The organism is Natrialba swarupiae, from assembly GCF_008245225.1.
GTDB lineage: Archaea > Halobacteriota > Halobacteria > Halobacteriales > Natrialbaceae > Natrarchaeobius > Natrarchaeobius swarupiae.
Genome location: NZ_VTAW01000006.1, coordinates 47,617 through 67,512, shown reverse-complemented (window position 1 = coordinate 67,512; position 19,896 = coordinate 47,617). Strand labels below are relative to the sequence as shown.

Below are 19,896 nucleotides of genomic sequence, written 5' to 3'. Positions count from 1 at the left end.
GCGCGTTCGAAAAATCCCGGAGCGGGCGACGTTACTGATCGGCGTCGCGGACCTTCTTTCGGAGGTGGTCTGGCGCGACGGGGATGCGATCGGCCGGTTCGTCGATCTCGAGAGGGTCGAGTGCGGCGTTGATCGACGTCGCGATGCTCGCGGGTGCGTCGATCATGCCGCCTTCGCCGACGCCTTTCGCGCCGGTTTCGGTGTACGGCGACGGCGTCACGGTGTGTTCCATCTCGATCTCGGGAACGTTCTCGATCGACGGCAACAGGTAGTCGAACAGCGTGATCGCCTGTGGCTGGCCGTCGTCCTCGTAGCCGAACTCCTCGAGTAACGCAGCGCCGACGCCTTGAGCGATGCCGCCGTGGGCCTGGCCCTCGACGATCATCGGGTTGAGCATCGTCCCGCAGTCGCGGACGGTGTAGAATTTGAGGATGTCGACCTCGCCGGTCTCGACATCGACCTCGACGATGGGCGCGTTCGCGCCGAAGGCGGCCGTCGGGTAGACCGGGAACTTCCGTCGGAACGCCTCGTCGAACTCCTCGTGGTCGGTCGCCGGGTGGTCGTAGTTGTAGCTGACCTGGGTGAGTCGCTCGTCGCGGTCGGCGTCGATGTCGGCGAGGTCGGCAAGCGAGAGCGAGTCGTCGCCGTCGACCCGCTCGACGGAGCCATCGCGGTACTGGACGCCGTCACTCGAGACGCCCCAGTGGTCGGCCGCGAGTTCCTCGGCGTTCTCGAGGAGACGCTCGGCGACGCCGACGGTCGCCCCCGAGAGCATCACCGCCATCCTGGAGGCGGCGCTTCCGTACTCGGTCGGCGCGTCGACGCTGTCGAGGTAGTCGACCTCGATGTCACTCGGCAGGATCTCGAGTTCGTCGGCGAGCAACTGCGAGACGAGCGTCTGGTGGCCCTGGCCGGAGGAGTCGGTTGCGAGGGACGCGCGGACGGTGCCGTCCGCACGGAGTTCGGCGCGGAGGTGTTCGGGCAGTTCCGCGACCTCCTCACGCGACCGTCCCTCGAGTTCCTCCCGGTCCGAACGCTGACGGTCCGTCCAGTCGGAGCCGCTGACGCCGGGTTCGATGATGACACTCGGCTGGACGCCCCGGTACTTGCCCTCCTCGCGTTTGGCCCCGACGACTTCGGGGTCGAGGAGCCCGCCGTCGCGTTCGTCGTCGATGATCTCCTGGATTCGCTCGAGCGTCGCGGGGTAGTCCCCCGAGTCGTAGATGTTCTTCGAGGGGAGGGTGTAGGGCATCTGGTCGGGTTCGATCAGGTTCCGTCGGCGGAACTCGGTCGGGTCCATCCCGACCTCGCGGGCGGCCTCGTCGACGATCATCTCGAGGGCGTAAATGTGGGGATCGACGCCGAAGCCGCGGTAGGCGGTCTGGGACGTCTTGTTCGTCAACGCGAGTTCGTACTCGTAGACGACGTCGTCGATCGCGTAGGAGTTGGTGACCACGGACAGTGGCTTCAAAACCTGGTTGACCGGGTACCGGGGGAACGCCCCGAAGTCGTCGACGAACCAGACGTCGAGCCCGCACATCGTCCCGTCGTCGTCGACGGCCATCCGCATCCGGTACTCGCGGTCCGAACAGTGCATATCGCCGCCCTGGAGGTTCTCGATCCGGTCCTCGACGAATTTGATCGGGCGGTCGAGTTCCTTGCTCGCCATCGCGGCCAGACAGCAATAGCGGTGGATCGCGATCTTCGTCCCGTAGCTGCCGCCGACGTCGGCGGGGACGTTCACCCGGACGTCGTCGGCGTCGTAGCCGAGGGTCTCGTAGATGGTGTCGTCGACGAGCGTGTGCAACTGGATATTACAGTCGATATCGAACGAGTCGGTCTCGTCGTCGTAGGTCGCGACGACCCCCGCCGTCTCGAGTGGCACCCCGGAGATGCGTCCCCAGGAGTACTCGCCTTCGACGACGTGGTCGGCCTCTTCGAAGGTGGTCTCGGGGTCGCCGAACTCGATTCGCTCACCGTCGATGACGTTCGTCCCGACGGATTCATGGACGACGACCTCGTCTTCGCGTGCGGCCATCCCGTCGGCGACCGCCTCCTTGGTATCGTACTCGACGTCGATCAGGTCAGCGGCGTCCTCGGCAACGTACCGGTTCGTCGCGAACACGGCGGCGACGGGTTCGCCGACGAACCGCGCGACGTCGCCGGCGAGCGACCACTCCTCGAGGGGTTCGACGCCGTCGTCGGTTTCGACCTCCGGGATGCCGGTCGGCATCGGGTTGTACTGTTCTTTGACGTCCTCGGCGGTGAGGACGAGTTCACACTCCGGATGGTCTTCGGCCTCGCTCGTGTCGATGTCGACGATTTCGGCGTGAGCGTGCATACTTCGCACGAGTGCCATATGGAGGCAGCTCTCCGGCGTGACGTCGTGAATATACTCGGCTTCGCCGGTCAGGATGCGGTGGTCTTCGACCCGGGGGAGTCCCGTTCCGGTGAACGACTCGGACTCCGACTCGGCGTCGGCGTCCGTCTCGACGTTCGGTTCTGCGTCCGTCGGTTGCTGGGTCGACACGGCTACTCACCTCCCTCCATTCGGTCGGCTGCACGTTCAACCGCCTCGTAAATGTTCTGATAGCCCGTACATCGGCAGATGTTGTCCGCCAGTCCCGTCTCGATCTCTTCGCGCGAGGGATCGGGATTCTCCTCGAGTAACTCCTTGGTCGCCATCACGAACCCGCTGGTACAGAACCCACACTGGAGGGCGTGGGTCTCGTGGAATGCCTCCTGAATCGGGTGCAGCGAGCCGTCCTCGGCGAGCCCCTCGACTGTCTCGATCTCCATGCCGTCCGCCTGAACCGCATAGGAGAGACAGCTCTTGACCGTCCGACCCTCCTGCTGGACGGTACACGCGCCACAGACTCCGTGTTCACAGCCGACGCGAACGCCGTGGAGTCCACACTCGTTGCGGAGGAAATCGGAGAGCTTGAGCCGCGGTTCGACCTCGGCGGTGACGGTCTCGCCGTTGACGGTCACGCTGATCTCTTCGGTGACGGGACCGTCGTAATCGCCTGTGCTATCCGTGCTCATGGAATACTAGTACGTTACTCGAGCGAGATATAAACGTTGTGCCGTACAGGGGTGGATCCGGTCGTCATCGAGGGGCAAGTCGAGGGCCAAACGGGGTACACTCAAGTAGGTCGCCGAGAGAGGGGTCATATGGTCGAATCGACAGTAGACCTTCGCGTGGTCAACGCACGAGTTGTCACGCCGGAGGGAACGTTGAGCGGCGGCGTTGCGGCTGACGACGGCATCATCGTCGGCGTCGGCACCGAATCGAACCTCCCCGACGCGGAACGCGAGATCGACGCAGAGGGCAACTACCTGATCCCCGGCTTCATCGATCCCCACGTTCACTGGGGACTCTCTCGGTACGAATACGAGTACCACGAAGGGCTCGAGCACGACTTCGAGACCGAAACGCGGGGTGCGGTCCACGGCGGCGTGACGACGGTCGTCAACTTCCTCCTGCAGAAGGAGCCGTACGTGCCGGACATGGACTTCTTCAAGCAGGCGGGCGAGGAGAACTCCTACATCGACTTCGCCTACCACGCGATCGTCCACCAGGACCACCACGTCGACGAGATCGAACAGCTGGCCGAAGAGGGGATCCGTTCGTACAAGATCTTCTTCAACTGGTACAAACACGCCTCGCCGGAACTCGGGATCGACCACTCCGATGCGGGTCGTACCTACAAGGTACTCGATAAGGTCTCGGAGATCCCGGACGGCGTCGTGATGTTCCACGCCGAAAACGAGGACCTCGCGATCGAACGACGAAAGGAACTCCAAGAAGAGGGCAGAAACGACCTCGAGGCCTGGAGTGAGGCCGCGCCGAACATCTGCGAGGCGATGCAGATCGAACAGATCGGCCAGCTCACCGAGTACACCGACTCGCGGGCGTACATCGTCCACATGAGTACGGGCGAGGGCGTCGACATCTGCGAGCGCTACCAGCAAAAGGGGGTCAACCTCCACGCCGAGACGCTCCCGGCGTTTCTCTCACACACCTACGAGCAGGAAGATCTTGGCGTCTGGGGGAAGATATCCCCGCCGCTACGCGGCGAGGAGAGCAAGAAACGCCTCTGGGAAGGACTGCGAACGGGCGTCGTCGACTACATGGGAACCGACCACTGCCCGCACAAGATCGAGTTCAAGGAGAAAGAGGAAGGCAAACACGGCGACATCTGGGACGCGATCCCCGGCGACAACAACGGCATCGAGTACTTCCTCCCCGTGATGATGAGCGAGGGCGTCAATAAAAACCGCATCAGCATGGAACGACTCGTCGAGGTCTGTGCCGAGAACAACGCCAAGCGCTGGGGGCTGTACCCCCGCAAAGGCGCGCTCGTCGAAGGCTCGGACGCCGACATGGTGATCGTCGACCTAGAGAAGTCGGCGGTCGTCGACGACGACTTCTATCACACGATGGAACCGCGGTACTCGACGTTCCACGGCGAGGAGCTGACCGGATTGCCGACCCACACCATCGTCGGCGGCGAGACCGTCGTCGAGGATGGCGAACTCCAGACCGATCCGGGCGGACGCAACTACCTCCCGCGGGGCCCCGAGGGCGTCGAACTCGAGTAACCGATGTCCGAACTCGTCGGCGTCCTGCTCGCGGCCGGACTTGGAACCCGGTTCGAGGACGGGAACAAGCTGCTCGCCCCGGTTTGCCAGCGCGACGAGCCGATAGTGGTCCGTGCCGCGCGATCGTTTCCCGACGCCGTCGACCACGTCGTCGCGGTCGTCGGCCACGAGGCCGACGCCGTCCGCGAGGCCGTCTCGAGCGTCGTCGACGAGACGGTCCACAATCCAGCCTACGAGCGCGGACAGAGCACGTCGGTTCGCACGGGCGCGATAGCAGCACGCGAGCGCGACGCCGACGCCGCGGTCTTCCTTCCCGGTGATATGCCCACCGTCGATCCGCGAACGGTTCAGCGGATCGTCGAGGCGTCACGCGAGGACGACGTCGACGCCGTCGTTCCGGTGTACGACGGCCGACGGGGGAATCCGGTGTTGTTCGACGCCAGCTGTTTCGACGATTTGGCTGATCTCTCCGGAGATACCGGCGGGCGAGCCCTGTTCGAGACCGTCGCGGTTCGACGACTTCCCGTCGAGGATCCAGGAATCCACGTCGACGTCGATACCGTCGACGACCTCGCGTCGCTCGAGTGCGAGTAACGTTCTACAGTCCCGAACGAGTTCGTTTTCGCCCGGTTCGAAAATACTCGATTTGAGCGTTCAGTTTCGGTTTTTGGAAAACAACCGCCCAGTTTTTCGGCACAATTCAACGATACCACCACCGAAGAAGTGGACTCCCGGCAGTTGACGGAGTGACAAATCGGAGTAACGTCCCACGATACTGAACACTTATGGACCCTCGGTCCGTATACTGTGGTATGACAACACGCGACTCACCCGGGATACAGGCGGTCGATCGAGCGTTCGACATCGTGGAAGCGTTGAACGAACTCGACGGAGCGGGAGTCTCCGAACTGGCGAGACACGTCGAGTTACCGAAAAGCACCGTCCACAATCACCTGGACACGCTCGAGCGTGCGGAGTACGTCGTCCGTGAAAACGGAACGTATCGGACGAGTTTGAAGTTCCTCCAGATCAGTGAGACGGCACGCAATCAACACGCTCTCTACGAGGTCGGGCGCTCGGAGGTCGAGCACCTCGCGGAGAAGACCGGCGAGATTTCGGCACTGATGACCGAGGAACACGGTCGCGGCGTGTTCGTCTACCGAAGCCGCGGGTCGGAGGCCGCTCGGATCGACACCTGTATCGGGGATCGGGTGCCGATCCACTGTACAGCGCTCGGTAAGGCAATTCTCGCGTTTCTTCCGGACGATCGCCGTGCGGCGATTATCGACCAGCACGAACTTCCCGCCGTCAACCACAACACGATAACGGATCGCGGGAGACTCGAGGAGGACCTCGAGACCGTTCGCGAACGCAAGATCGCGTACGACGACGAGGAGCGGTTGAACGGGTTACGGAGCGTCGCCGCTCCGATTCTCGATGGGACCGATTCGGTGATCGGATCGATCAGTGTCGCGGGGCCGACCCACCGGATGAAAGGCGAACGGTTCGAAACCGAGCTGCCGGAGACGGTGCTCGGAATCGCAAACGTCATCGAACTCAACATTCAGCACACGTGAGAGTCGTTCGGTGATGTGGAACGATAGCGTTTCGTTACTACTCGCGACTTCGGAGCCGTTCGCCACTGCACGACGTCTCCGGTGGACGCCTCGAACGAACGGCTCTATTTACGTATGTATGAGTGTAATTTAAACTGTCACGCGAAAAACGATTCCGTGGTCGTATACCGGTACTCGAGGACGAGACGCCGAGATCCGTTCGCATCTAACGAAACATCGCATTCGTTAAATTCACACACTATATCTTCTCGATGATTTCTCTCTCCAGTTCGATTCACAAACACGACACTATCCTGATAGGTAGCAGAATCTGTTTCGCGAACTCACCGGGTAAATCGAAATATCTGTGTTAGTAGATCGGTTCTGGCACAGACTCAACTACGCGACCTGCACCGTGCGTTCGTTCGGGTCGACGGAAGTATATAAGTCAGTATAATTACTATTCGGATAATATATCGAAAATATATAATGATTCGATCCCCGTGGATCGAGCACGAAACCGGTCGGCAGACGCCGGCCGATTGCGCCAGGTCCAACGAGTCTGCAACTCTCGAGTTCGACGGCGAGAATAGTTGTCAAGAACACTATCAGTCGAACGCGACGGTATCGGGGAACTGCGCTCGACGGCGAGTTCCAATGTAGGTAGCGGTGAGCGTCCGCCTCGAGAGCGTCACGTGCCGTGTTCAGATGGGCTGGTGTGAGTCAGTTCCAGTGGGCCTGCGTCCCGTCGTGTATGGTCCCACCAGTCGGCGGCACAGATCCCGAACGTCACCACTGTCCGCCCAATAGGTCTGCATCCGTTCGTGGACGCCCCGCGTATGGCCCGCGAACCCGAACAGGTTCACGACGATTTGTAGTAAGCAGAGCAGACGTCCGACGACGACGATCTCCGTCCGGGGTTGTCCCAGGCCTGCTTCGGTGGATCGTCCACAACCACGGTCAGGACGACCCTATCCACGAGATGGTTGTCGGATAGCGGATCGATACTAACCAACCAGTCTCTACTCGTCCGGGACCGACCACAGTGGACAGACTGCACCCGCTTGTACGAGCAGATTACGGCTGATACAGCCACCATACGGTCCCTGTCGCAGCAGGGAAATCTCCGAAATTCATCGCTACTAACTACGGCCTATTTGCTGGAGCGATCCTGTGACTCGAGTGCATCATGCCAGTATCACGACGTTCGGCACTGAAGGCCGTCGGCGCCGCCGGTGGGCTCACCGCAGCCAGCGGGACCGTACTCGCGGTGGGAGAACACGAAGACGACGAGCGAACGAAGGCAAAAGACGACAAGTACACGGACGACAAACCGGACGATGCGGACGAACCGGTGGTTCCCGAGGCCGCGGTCCGCGTCGCTCACTTCGCACCGGACGCGCCGGCGGTCGACGTTTACATCGACGGCGACCGAGTACTCTCGGCGTTCGCGTACGCCGACGTGTCACCGTACCTCGAGATCGCACCCGGCGAGTACACGGTCACGATCACCGCAGCGGGCGATCCGCAGGCGGTCGTCTTCGACGGGGACGTCGAGTTCGGAAGCGCGTTCTACACCGTCGCCGCTATCGGGGAACTCGGCGCGGACACGTTCCGCCCGGAGATCCTCGTCGACGCCGGATCGGCTCTGGTCCGAGTCGCACACTTCTCGCCCGACGCGCCGGCGGTCGACGTCCTCGCCGATGGAGAGGCCGTGGTCGAGAACCTCGCCTTCGAGGAGTCGACCAACTACCTCGCGGTCCCTGCAGGCAGTTACGAACTGTCGATCACACCCGCTGGTGATCCGGAGACCGTCGTCGCCTCCTTCGACGTCGACGTCGACCCCCAGACGGCCTACACCGCGTACGCGATCGGCTACCTCGAGCCACCCGAGGAGTTCGAGGACCGTTCGTTCACCGTCCTGCCCACGGTCGACGGCGAATTCGGCGCAGGCGACTGACGACGATCGACGCCCCGATGCGAGCGGGTAAAGTGGCTCGAACCCCTGGGGCCGGTAATGAGCGACACTCGAGGCCCGCTGCAGCCGGACCGACCCGACGTCGACCGTCCGTTCGAGGTCGACGCCCCCTTCGACCCGGCCGGCGATCAGCCGGAAGCGATCGAGGAGCTCGCGGACGGCTTCCGGTCGGGACGGGGCGAACAGACCCTCCTCGGCGTCACCGGATCGGGAAAGACCAACACCGTCTCGTGGGTGATCGAGGAGGTCCAGAAGCCGACGCTTGTCATCGCTCACAACAAGACCCTCGCCGCCCAGCTATACGAGGAGTTCCGGTCGCTGTTTCCCGACAACGCCGTCGAGTACTTCGTCTCCTACTACGACTACTACCAGCCAGAGGCGTACGTTGAACAGACCGACACCTACATCGACAAGGACGCCTCGATCAACGACGAAATCGACCGCCTGCGCCACTCCGCGACGCGCTCCCTACTCACGCGCGAGGACGTCATCGTCGTCGCCTCCGTTTCGGCGATCTACGGCCTCGGTGACCCGCGAAACTACGTCGACATGTCGATGCGCCTCGAGGTCGGCGAGGCGGTCGGCCGCGACGAGTTGTTGAAACGACTCGTCGACCTGAACTACGAGCGAAACGACGTCGACTTCACGCAGGGGACGTTCCGCGTTCGAGGAGATACGATCGAGATCTTCCCGATGTACGGCCGCTACGCCGTCCGCGTCGAACTCTGGGGCGACGAGATCGACCGTATGATCAAAGTCGACCCGCTCGAGGGAGAAGCCAAAGGCGAACAGCGCGCGGTGCTCGTCCACCCCGCCGAGCACTACTCCATTCCGGAGTCGAAACTCGAGCGTGCGATGGACGAGATTCGCGAGGATCTGGACTCACGCATCTCCTACTTCGAGCGCCAGGGCGACCTGATCGCTGCCCAGCGCATCGAGGAGCGGACGACGTTCGACCTCGAGATGATGGCCGAGACCGGCTACTGTTCGGGGATCGAGAACTACTCGGTCTATCTCTCGGATCGCGACTCCGGCGAGGCCCCCTACACCTTGCTCGATTACTTCCCCGAGGACTTCCTGACCGTCGTCGACGAATCCCACGTCACCCTTCCGCAGGTTCGCGGGCAGTACGCCGGCGACAAGTCCCGCAAGGATTCGCTCGTCGAGAACGGCTTTCGATTGCCGACGGCCTACGACAACCGCCCGCTCACCTTCGAGGAGTTCGGGGAGAAGACCAACCAGTTGCTGTACGTCTCGGCGACCCCAAGCGACTACGAGCGCGAGCAATCGGGGCGGATCGTCGAACAGATCGTCCGCCCGACCCATCTGGTCGACCCCGCGGTCGAGGTCTCGCCGGCGACCGGCCAGATCGACGACCTGCTCGAGCGGATCGACGAACGGATCGACCGCGACGAGCGAACCCTCGTCACGACGCTTACGAAACGGATGGCCGAGGATCTCACGGAGTATCTCGAGGAGTCGGGCGTCGACGTCGAGTACATGCACGACGAGACCGACACGTTAGAGCGCCACGAGATCATCCGCTCGCTCCGATTGGGCGAGATCGATGTCCTCGTCGGCATCAACCTCCTACGGGAGGGACTCGACATCCCCGAGGTCTCGCTGGTCGCCATCCTCGACGCCGACCAGGAGGGCTTTCTGCGAAGCGAGACGACGCTCGTCCAGACGATGGGCCGGGCCGCCCGCAACGTCAACGGCGAGGTGGTGCTGTACGCCGACGACCCCTCGAGCGCGATGGAGTCGGCGATCGAGGAAACTCAACGCCGTCGCCAGATCCAGCGGGAGTACAACGAAGAACACGGCTACGAGCCGACGACGATCGAGAAAGAAGTCGGCGAGACGAACCTCCCCGGCTCGAAGACCGACACCTCGAGCGTCTCCGGGCGAGAGCTCGCGGACGAAGAGGAGGCCGCCCGCTACGTCGCCGACTTAGAAGAGCGGATGGAGGAAGCCGCGAGCAACCTCGAGTTCGAACTCGCCGCGGACATCAGAGACCGCATCCGGGAGGTCCGCGAAGAGTTCGACCTCGAAAGCGACGACGACGAGGGGATCGCCCCGCCGACCGAAGAGTTCTAACCGACGATCACGGACCGTCGACCGGTCGGGATCTCGCGGACGGATTTCGTCTGGAAAACGTCTCTCGGCTCGTGTCGTGTCCGTTAGCGAACTTCGTCGAGTTCGACGAACGATCTCAGATCGGCCGACAGCCAGGTGGTCAACCGTTTCTCCTCGGGACACTCCTGTGGAACGACCGTACACTGGTCCGGGCGACTCTCGTACCGAACGACGATCGCCTCGAGGTCGATCGATGGCCGAGAGTACTCCGCCGCAGTCTCCAGTCGCTCCCGAACGCTTCGGTCGTCGTAGCCGCTTGCTGGATCACTCATGTGGAATCGGGGTCGATGATACCGTATCAGGAACTGTTCCCCGGCCTACAAAGCCACTGCTAGTTGGGCTATTGAGACCTCTCGAGTGGTTCTAATCGTTTCGTAGTCGTCGGGAACTGTTGGGAGGGTGAAATCTCCGAGAGGTGGCCGGAGTCGGGCAACGACGCCGAACGGTCGTGGATCGCTATAGTTCTCCCTTCGGCTCGTGGCGAACGTAGTCGTATAGTCGGCTATTATACACGTTCAAAGCAACGCAGTGAGGAGCATCTACGCGTGTCCAGCGCTACCCCAACGACGACGGTACTCGAGGAGGCGAGAAAGACGGCCCGGCGGGAGCGGCGGGTGCTGGCCGACGAAAAACGGGCGTTCGAGCGGTTTCACAGGCGCCTCGGCGAACTCGAGGCGAGCCAGCCCCAGATAGCCGGTCGGCAACCGTTACAGTGTGGAACGCGAGCGAGCGGTCTTCAGACGGTCCGGAACGCGTACACGGAGACGGTTATGAGTAGCCCGCACTACGGCGACGAGTACGACGAGACGCCACTCGAGAGTATGGCCGAAGAGTTGGGCCCCGAACTCGCGGTCGCTGTCGCCCAACACACGTCGTTACACGCTCAGTTGAAGCGTTCGCTCCGCGAGGCGGCCGAGCAAGCGATCGAGAGCCGCGAGCGTATCCTCGACGCCATCGACACGGAGTCGACGGCAATCGGCGAGATCGAACGGGAGGTCGAAAACGTCGCCGACGAACTGGACGCCGTCCGCGCACAGCCGATCGACTGCCTCGAGTTCAACGCGCTCAGACTCACCAGGGAACGACTGGACGAGTTACGGAATCGGTGTGACGAACTCGCCGCGAAACGGCAGCGACAGATCCGACGGCGGCAAGGACTGACAATCATGGAAATCGGGACGTTCGAGCGATATCTGTACGACGAGCGCTCGAGCCCACACCCCGTTCTCGGATCGATCGCGGAACTCGGCGATCGAATCGAACGCACCCGATCACAGGTCGACCGTCGCCTCGCTATCGTGAGATGATCGGTTGGCCGCCTCTCCTTCGTGACGTGTGACCGGCCACAATCTCCCCTCGTGACACCTTCGAAAGCAGACGGAATGAGCGAAAATCACGGTCACACACCACGACGTCACCGACTCGAGAGCGACACCGAGACCTCCAGAGACGAGGTACCCGCTCCATTGTCGCCCGTAGCGGATCCGACCGCACCGTTGTCGCCCGTAGCGGATCCGACTGCTCCATCGTTACCCGGAGACGATCCACCAGCGGGGAGGGTCTATCAATCCACATGGAGACCCAATATAAACCTAGTTCTTCCCGAGAGCAATAGCATTCGACATGGGACGTAGTTGGGAGTTGTACCCGGAACGGCTCCGGCCCGTTCGAACAGCCGGTCGCAACCGAGGACGAAGACTCGAGACGGGTGACGATGGACGCTACTGAGTGTGGCCTTTCCGCCGTCGGCGATCGATTGTTGCTCGCCCAGTTTTCCCGGCCGCGGGCCGACCGTCGGACCAGACTCGCGGTCCTCGGCGATCCACACGTCGCGACCCGATCACGGGAGACCTACCGGGTGTTCCACCGCACCGAACAGCGCCTCCGGACCGCGATCGACGACTGTAACGAACGGGACGTCGACCTCGTCGTGTTTCCCGGAGATCTCACGAAAGACGGAGAGCTCTGGAACTACGACCGCGTCGACGTCTTGCTCGAGGAACTCGAGCGGCCGTTCGTGGCGACCCCCGGCAATCACGACCTCCAGAAACGCCAGGACGAACACGACTGTCCGTCGGCGTCTGCGTTCGCCGATCGGTACGCCTCTGGGTCGTTGCCGGGGCGCTACGAAATGGACGAAATCGACCTCTTCGTACTGGACAGCGCGTCGGGACCCGACGGCGCGTACACGGAGACACACCGAGGGCTCGTCTCGAGCGACCAGATCGCGTGGCTCGACGAGGAACTCGAGGGGACAACGGCCCCGATCGTCTGCTGTCATCACAACCTGATGCCGATCGTGAACGACCCGCTGTGCCAGAGCCACCCCTGGCGGACGTTCACCATGCGTCGACGGGAGCGGCTCCGGTCGGTCCTCGAGAAACACGACGTTGAGCTGGTGCTCTCCGGACACCACCACCTCCCGGCGGTGGTCCGTCACGGCGAGACGAGACAGCTCATCGCCCCCGCGCTCGCGTCGTATCCACAGGTGTATTGTCTCCTCGAAATCGACGAGGACGGGACGTCGGTCTGGCTGGTTTCGGTCGCGGGCGAGGCAGGTCGATCGGAGGCCTACGAGCTGGCCGAAGCGGGGCCGACGTTTCGGCGGACACTCCTCGGCATCACCGAAGACGCACTCGAGGACTCGCCGCTGCTCTCGGAACCGCCGCTGATCGTCGACTCACCCTCGGTCGGGGCGGCGAAACCGGTCCGATAACCCGCAAGTAGTGATCGGTCGACAGGACGATAGAAGCGATCACGAAGCAATCGGGAGTCGGGTGACGCTACATCAGGTAGAACAGCGGGAAGAGGATGACCCAGACGATGTCGACGAAGTGCCAATAGAGCCCGAAGAACTCGACCGGTCGGTGATCCTCGAAACGGGGAAACCGAGTCGCGGTCGATCATCCTCGAAACGGTGAAAGCGAATCGAAACGGCGGGCGTTACTTCGAGAGCGACTCGACAAGCCGCCGCGGCAGGCCGACGATCAGCTCTCGAAGCCCCATCGGCTCCTCGTCCGCCCGGAGCCGTGCTCGCGTCCGCTGGCTGAATAACTCGACGGTGATGATCAACAGGAAGATACAGAGCAGCGTCGCCATCGCGTTGGTGAACTGGAACAACCCCTGCTGGACGTCGAGGATCTGGCCGAGGCCGCCGGCGCCGATGACACCGAGCGAGACCGCGATCCGGACGTTGATCTCGAAGATGTAGAGCGTCCAGGCGATGTAGGGCGTCGTCACCTGGCTCAACATGCCGAACGTGATCGTCTGCGGGCGGTTCGCGCCCGTCGTCTCCATCGCCTCGATCGGCCCGTCGGAAATCTCCTCGAGTTCGTCAGTAAAGAGCCGGCCGAGGTTGCCGATCGTGTCGATCGCGATCGCGAGCGTCGCGGCGGCGGGACCGAGCCCTGCCAAGGGGATCAGGATCAGCGCCCAGACGAGCGCCGGAATCGACCGGATCGCCGACATCGTCCCGCGGAAGACGAAGTTGAGCGGGAACGGCGTCACGCGCTCGGATCCCAAAATGCCGAACAGCAACGCGAGCGGGAAGCCGAGTATGGTTCCCGCGAGCCCCATCGCGAGGGTGATTCCGGCCTGTCCGAACACCGAGAACACGCCCAGTTCGTCGACGAAGAACGCGACCGGGTCGGTGAGGAGGAGACGGCCGACGTCGGGATCGAACAAAAGCTGTCGCTCCGAGATGAACGCCAAGTACTGTGCGACGTCCAGAAACGGGATGACGCCGAAATACAGCGTGAGCGGGAAGAAATCCCGTAACGACTCGGCGAAAAACGAGAGGTTGAACTCCTCGCCGAACATGCCGACGGCGGAAAGCGCCTGTACGAACAGGAAGCCGACAACGCCGACGAGCATCACCACCCCGACGGCTCGACGGCGGCGCGCGGCACGGATTCGGTCGTACTGATCGACGACGCGTTCCGGCCAGCCGCCGCGATCGGTTCGGTGTTCGTCGCTCACGGATCCGCCCCCTCCGACGCGCCGACGGCGGGCGTTCTCTCGCCGGTGGCGCTCCGATCGCTCGAGGGGCGGGTTCTTCCCTTGTCGGCCCCGCCATCGCCGTCCGTCCGAGCGAACATTCCTTCGGTGTCGACGTCGCCGTAAATCTCGTCGATGACGTCCATCGTGAACTCCTCGCGGTAGCCGTCGAACACCTTCCGTCCGTCCCGGAGGCCGATGAACCGCTGGCCGAACTTGCGTGCGAGATTGACCTGATGGAGGCTGATGAGCGCGGTCAGATCGCGGTCGCTCGCCGCCGTCCGGAGGTAGCGCATCACCTGCTGGGCGCTTCCGGGATCCAGGCTCGCGACCGGCTCGTCCGCCAACAGGACGTTCGGTCGCTGGACCAGCGCGCGGGCGATCCCGACGCGCTGTTGTTGGCCGCCGCTCATCCGACGGGCCTTCTGCTGGGCCTCCTCGAGGAGGCCGACCGTGTCGAGTGCGTCGAGCGCCCGGTACTTCTCCTCGGACGCGTGAAGCTGGAGGACGCTCTCGACGTACCGACTCCGATGTAGCGCGCCGGTGAGCGCATTCGAGAACGCGCTCATGTTGTCGATGATGTTGTGTTGCTGGAAGATCATCGCGACGTCCTCGCGGGGTTCGGTCACGGACTCACCGTCGAGGCGAACCGCTCCGCTGGTAGGCTCCGTCAGCCCGTTCAAACACCGCAACAGCGTCGACTTCCCCGATCCAGAGACGCCGAGGACGACCACAAACTCGCCGTCGGGTATCTCGAACGAGACGTCCTCGAGTGCGACGGTGTCGCCGAACTCCTTCGTCAGTCCGTCAGCTATGAGCCTGCTCATGAGGGTAGAGCGGTCAGGAGATGTCCTCGAACTCGAGACCGAGTTCCTCGAGGACGTCCTCGATCGGCTCGTAGTCCTCGTGGGTGCCGGGCTCGACGCCGTCGAACCACAGTTCTTCGCCGTCGTAGCTGTCGCCGTGTGCGAGGTCTTCGGGTTCGACGCTCAAAATCGCGTCTTCGATCTCCTCGCGAATCGGGTCGTCCCAGTCCGCTCGGGCCATAAGCGGTGCGCGCGGAATTGGATCGGAGACCGCGAGCAACTGGAGTTCAGGCTCCTCGGAGCCGGCGCCGTCGTACTCCGCGGAGATCTCGACGAACTCGGGGGAGTGTTCGTCGAACTGTTCCTGGGGAACGTGGGGTGCCGTCGAGAACGCGCCGGTGGTCGCCGCCGCGATCGACGGGTTCTCGATCACCTGGTCGCGAGCGGTCGAGTGGTCGGAGTACCGCGGCGTGAAGTCGACCGGGTCGCCGTCTGGCGCCGTCCCGGTGTCGAGTCCCGCGCGGCTGAGCACCGTCATCGGGACGAGCGTCCCCGACACCGACATCGTATCGCCCATCGCGATCTCCTCGCCCTCGAGATCCGCGAGTTCCTCGATGTCGCTGTCGGGTGTCGTCGTGATCAGCGAGAAGTACTGTGCGGAGCCGAACGCGACCCGCATCCCGATCACGTCGGCGATGTCCCGGGCGGCGACGGCCGCCGACGGCGAGGTGTCGGCGAGCTCGCCGGAGCCCCGGCGCAGTTCCTGGATCGTCGCCGTGTAGCTGGCCGCTCGCGTCGTCTCGATGGCGACGTCGACTTCAGATTCGATGTACTCGAAAAACGGCTGGTACTGGGCTTCGACGTCGACGTCGGCTTCCGCCGGGTTGAGAATCCAGTCGATTTCGGTCGTCTCCTCGACCGATCCTGCGGTCGCACCCGACGCTTCTCCGCCGGAATCGTCGCCACCGTTGCCGTTACCACCGTTTCCGCCGGCGGCGTCGCCGTTTTCGTCGTCCAGACAGCCGGCCGCAACACCCACACCGAGTACGCCGCTGGTTGCCAGAAACCGTCGTCGGGTACTCGTCGATGCTGATTGGTTTTCCATCCTCGTTCGTGGAGTCGATCCGGTTCGAACAACACTGTTTATAATATTGATACGAACTGGGCCGGGCCAGTACGTTCCGTTCCATAGGCACACGTATCTCTCCGAAGACTGCAACCGGTACGCACTCACGTCCGAACGGACCGGCGACTCGTCTCGAGAGAGGAAATCGGTAACGCCGAGGCAGAACCCGTCGACGCCGGGGTCCCGGCCGCGAGCGAACGAGAAGGTCTCGAGGGTGGGATGATCGGCGGCGAACGAAACGGCCGGGTTCATCGGAGCTGTCGTAACCGATCAGCCCGGACAGCCGCAATCGTCGGATGCCGCGACGAGCAGCGATCGGGTCCGTTCGTTCAGGTCGCCGAGGGCGACCCGTACCCGGTCGGGATACTCGTCGGGCGCGGTCAGCGCGGGTTCGTCCGCCGGATCCGGACGCCCGACGACGAGCCGGCCGAACAGGAACTCCTCGTGGCGCGTACAGAGGTAATCGTAGACCCCCTCACGGTCGAATGCCCGCTCGAATCGTTCACCCTCCTCGAGAGCGGCGCTCCGCCAGTTCGTGGCGCCGACCGGTGTTCGTCGGCCGATCGGGACGACGTCGTGTCGGCCGCGGTCGTCGCGGTTGATCCACGTGACGCGCCCGCCCGGTTTCAGCCAGACGAGTTGAGGATCGAATCGAACGTCGTCCTCGCGGACAATTTCGACCGTCCGCTCTGTGGCCATCTCGGAGAGAGCGGCCGAACGGGACTGTGATCCGCCGGAGTGTTCGGACGTGTCGTCCCCGCCGCTGTTCGAGGCGGACCTCGAGTCGATCGCGGACTCCGTCTCGGTGTCGGATCGCTCCGCCGGAGCGCCCGCGAGACAGCCGGTGATCGGGACCGAAACGACGAGACCGACGCTCGAGAGTACTTCCCGTCGCCCCGGTCTCGCCGTCACCGACGGAGCGGGCGACCGCTCGTCGCGACTTGACTCACTCGACTCGTCCCAATTCTCCGCCATCGGTGGCTACTCGACGCGTATCCTGAATAACCCTACTAATAGTGATACGTCGTGGTGGAAACACCACAATAGCGAACACAGTCGAAGTTGTGTGAACCTCGCGCACAGTACCGTCGTCGGTCGGCACCGATTCTCGAGCGTTTGCGTTTCCGATCGACGGACTCTACCGGGGTCTCGATCGCCCACGGACAATCGGGTCGGGAGCGACGACGAGAGTTCTGGAAACGACGACGAGAACGAACCACCGGAGACGGTCACTCCTCTCCGAGCCAGTCCCGGCGTCGGGAACGCCGATCACGGGCCGCGTGCATGAACGTCTCGTGGGCGTCGTACTCCGCGCCGTCGCTCGCGGGACGACACCGTTCGTAGGTGCCGTCCGAGCACATCCGCCACCTGTTGGCCGTATCGCGGAGCAGGGTCTCGAGGATGCCCTCGAGCGTCGTACACAGCCGCGGGTCCTCGATCGGCGCGACGGCCTCGACGCGGTTATCGAGGTTTCGGGACATCCAGTCGGCCGACCCAGTGTAGTACCGCTCCCCGCCGCCCGCGTGGAAGTAGAACACGCGGGAGTGCTCGAGGAACCGACCGACGACACTGTAGACATCGATCGTTTCGCTGACCTCCTCGAGTCCGGGCCGGAGTCGACAGATGTCACGGACGATCAGATCGACGTCGACGCCGGCCATCGACGCCCGGTAGAGTTCGCGGATGATCGCCGGATCCTCTAAGCGATTCATCTTGGCGACGATACGCGCCTCCTCGCCGTTTCGTGCGCGTTCGGCCTCCCCGCGGACAAGATCGACGAAGCGCTCGCGCATGTTGCCCGGCGCGATGAGCAGTTTGCGGTACTCGCGGTGCATCGAGTGACCCGTAAAGTAGTTGAACAGCCTGACGAGGTCCTGGCCGACGTCCCGATCGGCGGTCAGCAGACCGAGGTCCTCGTACCGTTTTGCGGTTTCGGAGTGATAGTTGCCGGTACCGACGTGAGAGTACAGCCGCACGCCGTCGTCCTCCCTACGAACGACAAGTGACGTCTTCGTGTGGGTCTTGTAACCGATCGTTCCGTAGGCGACGTGGATCCCCTCTTCCTCGAGTTTCTTCGCCCACTCGAGGTTGTTCTTCTCGTCGAAGCGCGCTTTGAGTTCGACCATCACCGCTACCTGTTTGCCGTTTCGGGCCGCCTCGATCAGGCTCTCGATCACCTGCGAGTCGCTCGCGGTCCGGTAGATCGCCGCCTTGATCGCCAGTACGTCCGGATCGTTCGCGGCCTCCTCGAGAAAGCGCTGGACGGTCCCCTCGAAGGAGTGATACGGGTGGTGGACGAGTACGTCGCCCTCCGAAACGACGTCGAAGACGCTCCGCCCGTCCTCGCGCCCGCCCAATCGGGGGTGTGGCTGTGGCGTCCAGTCGGAAAGGCGCAGGTCGTCACGCTCGAGGTCGACCAGTTCGTCGAAGTCCCGATAATCGAGCGGCCCGGCGAGTCGGAAGACTTCCCGGTCGTCGAGGTCGAGTTCGTCGGTGAGAATCTCGAGGATCTCCTCGGGTGCGTCGGGTTCGATCTCGAGTCGCACTGCCGTGGCGAACCGTCGCTCTTCCAGAACTTCCTCGATCATCTCGATGAGATCCTCGGCGACCTCCTCGTTGCGCCGAACCTCGGCGTTTCGGGTCACGCGAAAGAGGGCGGTGTCGACCACTTCGACGTCGGGAAACAACAGATCGAGGTTCTCACGCACCACGTCCTCGAGGAGAACGTACCGGGCGTCGTCGTCGATTTCGACGAACCGAACCTGGTTGCGCGGGATCTTCACCCGAGAGAACGTGTACTCCGCGTCGGGACGCTCCCGCGTGAGGACGGCGAGTGAGAGGCTCTGATTCGAGATGAACGGGAACGGATGCGCCGGATCGAACGTCAGCGGGGTGAGCGTCGGCAGGACAGAGCTCTCGAAGTGGTCGCGAACGTCAGTTCGTTCGTCCGACGAGAGGTCGTCGTACTCGACGAGTTCGATCCCCGCGTCGGCGAGCGCTGGTCGGATCTCCTCGCGGTAACACGCACTCTGTCGGTCGAACAGCGAGCGCGCCTCAGTCAGGACCTCCTCCCACTGCTCCGCCGGTGTTCGACCATCCGGCGTTGCGTCCGTCACTCCGGCGGCGATCTGTTGTTTCAACCCGCCGACCCGCTTGCGGAAGAACTCGTCGAGATTACGGGTGAGAATCGCGAGGAACTTCACTCGCTCGAGCAGGGGGTTCGATTCGTCGGTCACCTCGTGGAGCACCCGACGCTGAAAGGCGAGTTCGCTCAGCTCGCGATTGAGATAGTACTCGGGTGCCGAGAGATCGACCTCGCTCTCGGGAGTCACCGCCTTCGCTTCGGTTGGCGCGTCCTCGGTCGTGGGCGACGTGGTGGCGTCTTCGCCGTCGGAAGCATCGAAGCGAAACGCGATCGAATCGGCCGGCTCTTCCGCGGGAACGGGTTCGTTCTCGTCCCCAGACTCGGTTTGAACGTCGCGTTTCGCTCCGGCGACCGGCGCGGTCTCGTCCGCCAATTCGCATCCGTCCGCTACGCGGTATCCGTTCGCTCGATCGACCCCACCGTCGTCGCTGGTCGATTCGTCGTCGAATCGATCACTCCCGGCGCTGGCGGCATCCCCCGATCGATCCGGTTCATCGTTGTCCGAACCATCCTCGTCGGATGGACTGTCGCTTCCCATCGATTCTGAC

Annotated in this window: 15 protein-coding genes; 7 read left to right on the top strand and 8 right to left on the bottom strand. The window is 63.2% G+C overall.

The features are described from left to right. Positions 1-31 precede the first annotated feature (31 nt). Entirely contained in the window at positions 32-2,530 is a 2,499-nt protein-coding gene (locus tag FYC77_RS06740) for a xanthine dehydrogenase family protein molybdopterin-binding subunit (RefSeq protein WP_149080741.1), read from the bottom strand. A gap of 2 nt (positions 2,531-2,532) precedes the next feature. After that, complete coding sequence (locus FYC77_RS06735) at positions 2,533-3,045, bottom strand: (2Fe-2S)-binding protein (protein ID WP_149080740.1); 513 nt, start codon at positions 3,043-3,045, stop codon at positions 2,533-2,535. Positions 3,046-3,174: 129 nt separating this feature from the next. On the opposite strand from FYC77_RS06735, the gene FYC77_RS06730 reads away from it, so the two are divergent. From FYC77_RS06730 to uvrB, 5 genes are all read left to right on the top strand, one after another. Next, a complete protein-coding gene (locus FYC77_RS06730; protein WP_149080739.1) occupies positions 3,175-4,605 on the top strand; it encodes a dihydroorotase in 1,431 nt (476 codons plus the stop codon). Between the two features lie 3 nt (positions 4,606-4,608). Further along, positions 4,609-5,199 (top strand): nucleotidyltransferase family protein, encoded by a 591-nt coding sequence (locus FYC77_RS06725; RefSeq protein ID WP_149080738.1) that lies wholly within the window; start codon positions 4,609-4,611, stop codon positions 5,197-5,199. Between the two features lie 218 nt (positions 5,200-5,417). Then, the gene (locus FYC77_RS06720) at positions 5,418-6,182 is read left to right on the top strand and encodes an IclR family transcriptional regulator (protein WP_149080737.1); all 765 of its coding nucleotides are present in this window, start codon (positions 5,418-5,420) and stop codon (positions 6,180-6,182) included. Positions 6,183-7,350: 1,168 nt separating this feature from the next. Then, the gene (locus FYC77_RS06715; protein ID WP_149080736.1) at positions 7,351-8,121 is read left to right on the top strand and encodes a DUF4397 domain-containing protein; all 771 of its coding nucleotides are present in this window, start codon (positions 7,351-7,353) and stop codon (positions 8,119-8,121) included. A 57-nt stretch (positions 8,122-8,178) separates the two neighbouring features. Then, positions 8,179-10,236 (top strand): excinuclease ABC subunit UvrB, encoded by a 2,058-nt coding sequence (gene uvrB, locus FYC77_RS06710; protein WP_149080735.1) that lies wholly within the window; start codon positions 8,179-8,181, stop codon positions 10,234-10,236. 83 nt (positions 10,237-10,319) lie between these two features. Here the strand turns inward: uvrB and FYC77_RS06705 are convergent, their stop codons facing one another. Beyond that, positions 10,320-10,547 carry a DUF7511 domain-containing protein gene (locus tag FYC77_RS06705; protein ID WP_149080734.1) on the bottom strand — a complete coding sequence of 76 codons (228 nt, stop codon included), beginning with the start codon at positions 10,545-10,547 and terminating at the stop codon, positions 10,320-10,322. A gap of 273 nt (positions 10,548-10,820) precedes the next feature. Between FYC77_RS06705 and FYC77_RS06700 the strand changes: the two genes are divergently transcribed. Then, a complete protein-coding gene (locus tag FYC77_RS06700; protein WP_149080733.1) occupies positions 10,821-11,582 on the top strand; it encodes a DUF7260 family protein in 762 nt (253 codons plus the stop codon). Between the two features lie 407 nt (positions 11,583-11,989). After that, a complete protein-coding gene (locus FYC77_RS06695) occupies positions 11,990-12,991 on the top strand; it encodes a metallophosphoesterase family protein (protein ID WP_149080732.1) in 1,002 nt (333 codons plus the stop codon). A gap of 227 nt (positions 12,992-13,218) precedes the next feature. On the opposite strand, the gene phnE is transcribed toward FYC77_RS06695, so the two are convergent. From phnE to ppk1, 5 genes are all read right to left on the bottom strand, one after another. After that, positions 13,219-14,253: a phosphonate ABC transporter, permease protein PhnE gene (phnE, locus tag FYC77_RS06690; protein WP_238386809.1), complete on the bottom strand. Its 1,035-nt coding sequence runs from the start codon at positions 14,251-14,253 to the stop codon at positions 13,219-13,221. Next, positions 14,250-15,098, bottom strand: a complete 849-nt coding sequence (gene phnC, locus FYC77_RS06685; RefSeq protein WP_149080731.1) for a phosphonate ABC transporter ATP-binding protein — start codon at positions 15,096-15,098, stop codon at positions 14,250-14,252. Before phnC ends, phnE begins: the two co-directional genes overlap by 4 nt. A 13-nt stretch (positions 15,099-15,111) precedes the next feature. Next, positions 15,112-16,182 carry a PhnD/SsuA/transferrin family substrate-binding protein gene (locus FYC77_RS06680; RefSeq protein ID WP_149080730.1) on the bottom strand — a complete coding sequence of 357 codons (1,071 nt, stop codon included), beginning with the start codon at positions 16,180-16,182 and terminating at the stop codon, positions 15,112-15,114. A gap of 291 nt (positions 16,183-16,473) precedes the next feature. Next, positions 16,474-17,178, bottom strand: a complete 705-nt coding sequence (locus FYC77_RS06675; protein WP_149080729.1) for a cupredoxin domain-containing protein — start codon at positions 17,176-17,178, stop codon at positions 16,474-16,476. 254 nt (positions 17,179-17,432) lie between these two features. Continuing rightward, complete coding sequence (gene ppk1 / locus FYC77_RS06670) at positions 17,433-19,886, bottom strand: polyphosphate kinase 1 (protein WP_149080728.1); 2,454 nt, start codon at positions 19,884-19,886, stop codon at positions 17,433-17,435. Between the last annotated feature and the right edge of the window lie 10 nt (positions 19,887-19,896).

Excerpts from the sequence above, each read along its gene's own strand:
- FYC77_RS06735 (WP_149080740.1), bottom strand. The coding sequence starts at position 3,045 with ATGAGCACGGATAGCACAGGCGATTACGACGGTCCCGTCACCGAAGAG.
- FYC77_RS06730 (WP_149080739.1), top strand. The coding sequence starts at position 3,175 with ATGGTCGAATCGACAGTAGACCTTCGCGTGGTCAACGCACGAGTTGTC.
- FYC77_RS06725 (WP_149080738.1), top strand. The coding sequence starts at position 4,609 with ATGTCCGAACTCGTCGGCGTCCTGCTCGCGGCCGGACTTGGAACCCGG.
- FYC77_RS06720 (WP_149080737.1), top strand. The coding sequence starts at position 5,418 with ATGACAACACGCGACTCACCCGGGATACAGGCGGTCGATCGAGCGTTC.
- FYC77_RS06715 (WP_149080736.1), top strand. The coding sequence starts at position 7,351 with ATGCCAGTATCACGACGTTCGGCACTGAAGGCCGTCGGCGCCGCCGGT.
- uvrB (WP_149080735.1), top strand. The coding sequence starts at position 8,179 with ATGAGCGACACTCGAGGCCCGCTGCAGCCGGACCGACCCGACGTCGAC.
- FYC77_RS06705 (WP_149080734.1), bottom strand. The coding sequence starts at position 10,547 with ATGAGTGATCCAGCAAGCGGCTACGACGACCGAAGCGTTCGGGAGCGA.
- FYC77_RS06695 (WP_149080732.1), top strand. The coding sequence starts at position 11,990 with ATGGACGCTACTGAGTGTGGCCTTTCCGCCGTCGGCGATCGATTGTTG.
- phnC (WP_149080731.1), bottom strand. The coding sequence starts at position 15,098 with ATGAGCAGGCTCATAGCTGACGGACTGACGAAGGAGTTCGGCGACACC.
- FYC77_RS06680 (WP_149080730.1), bottom strand. The coding sequence starts at position 16,182 with ATGGAAAACCAATCAGCATCGACGAGTACCCGACGACGGTTTCTGGCA.
- FYC77_RS06675 (WP_149080729.1), bottom strand. The coding sequence starts at position 17,178 with ATGGCGGAGAATTGGGACGAGTCGAGTGAGTCAAGTCGCGACGAGCGG.
- ppk1 (WP_149080728.1), bottom strand. The coding sequence starts at position 19,886 with ATGGGAAGCGACAGTCCATCCGACGAGGATGGTTCGGACAACGATGAA.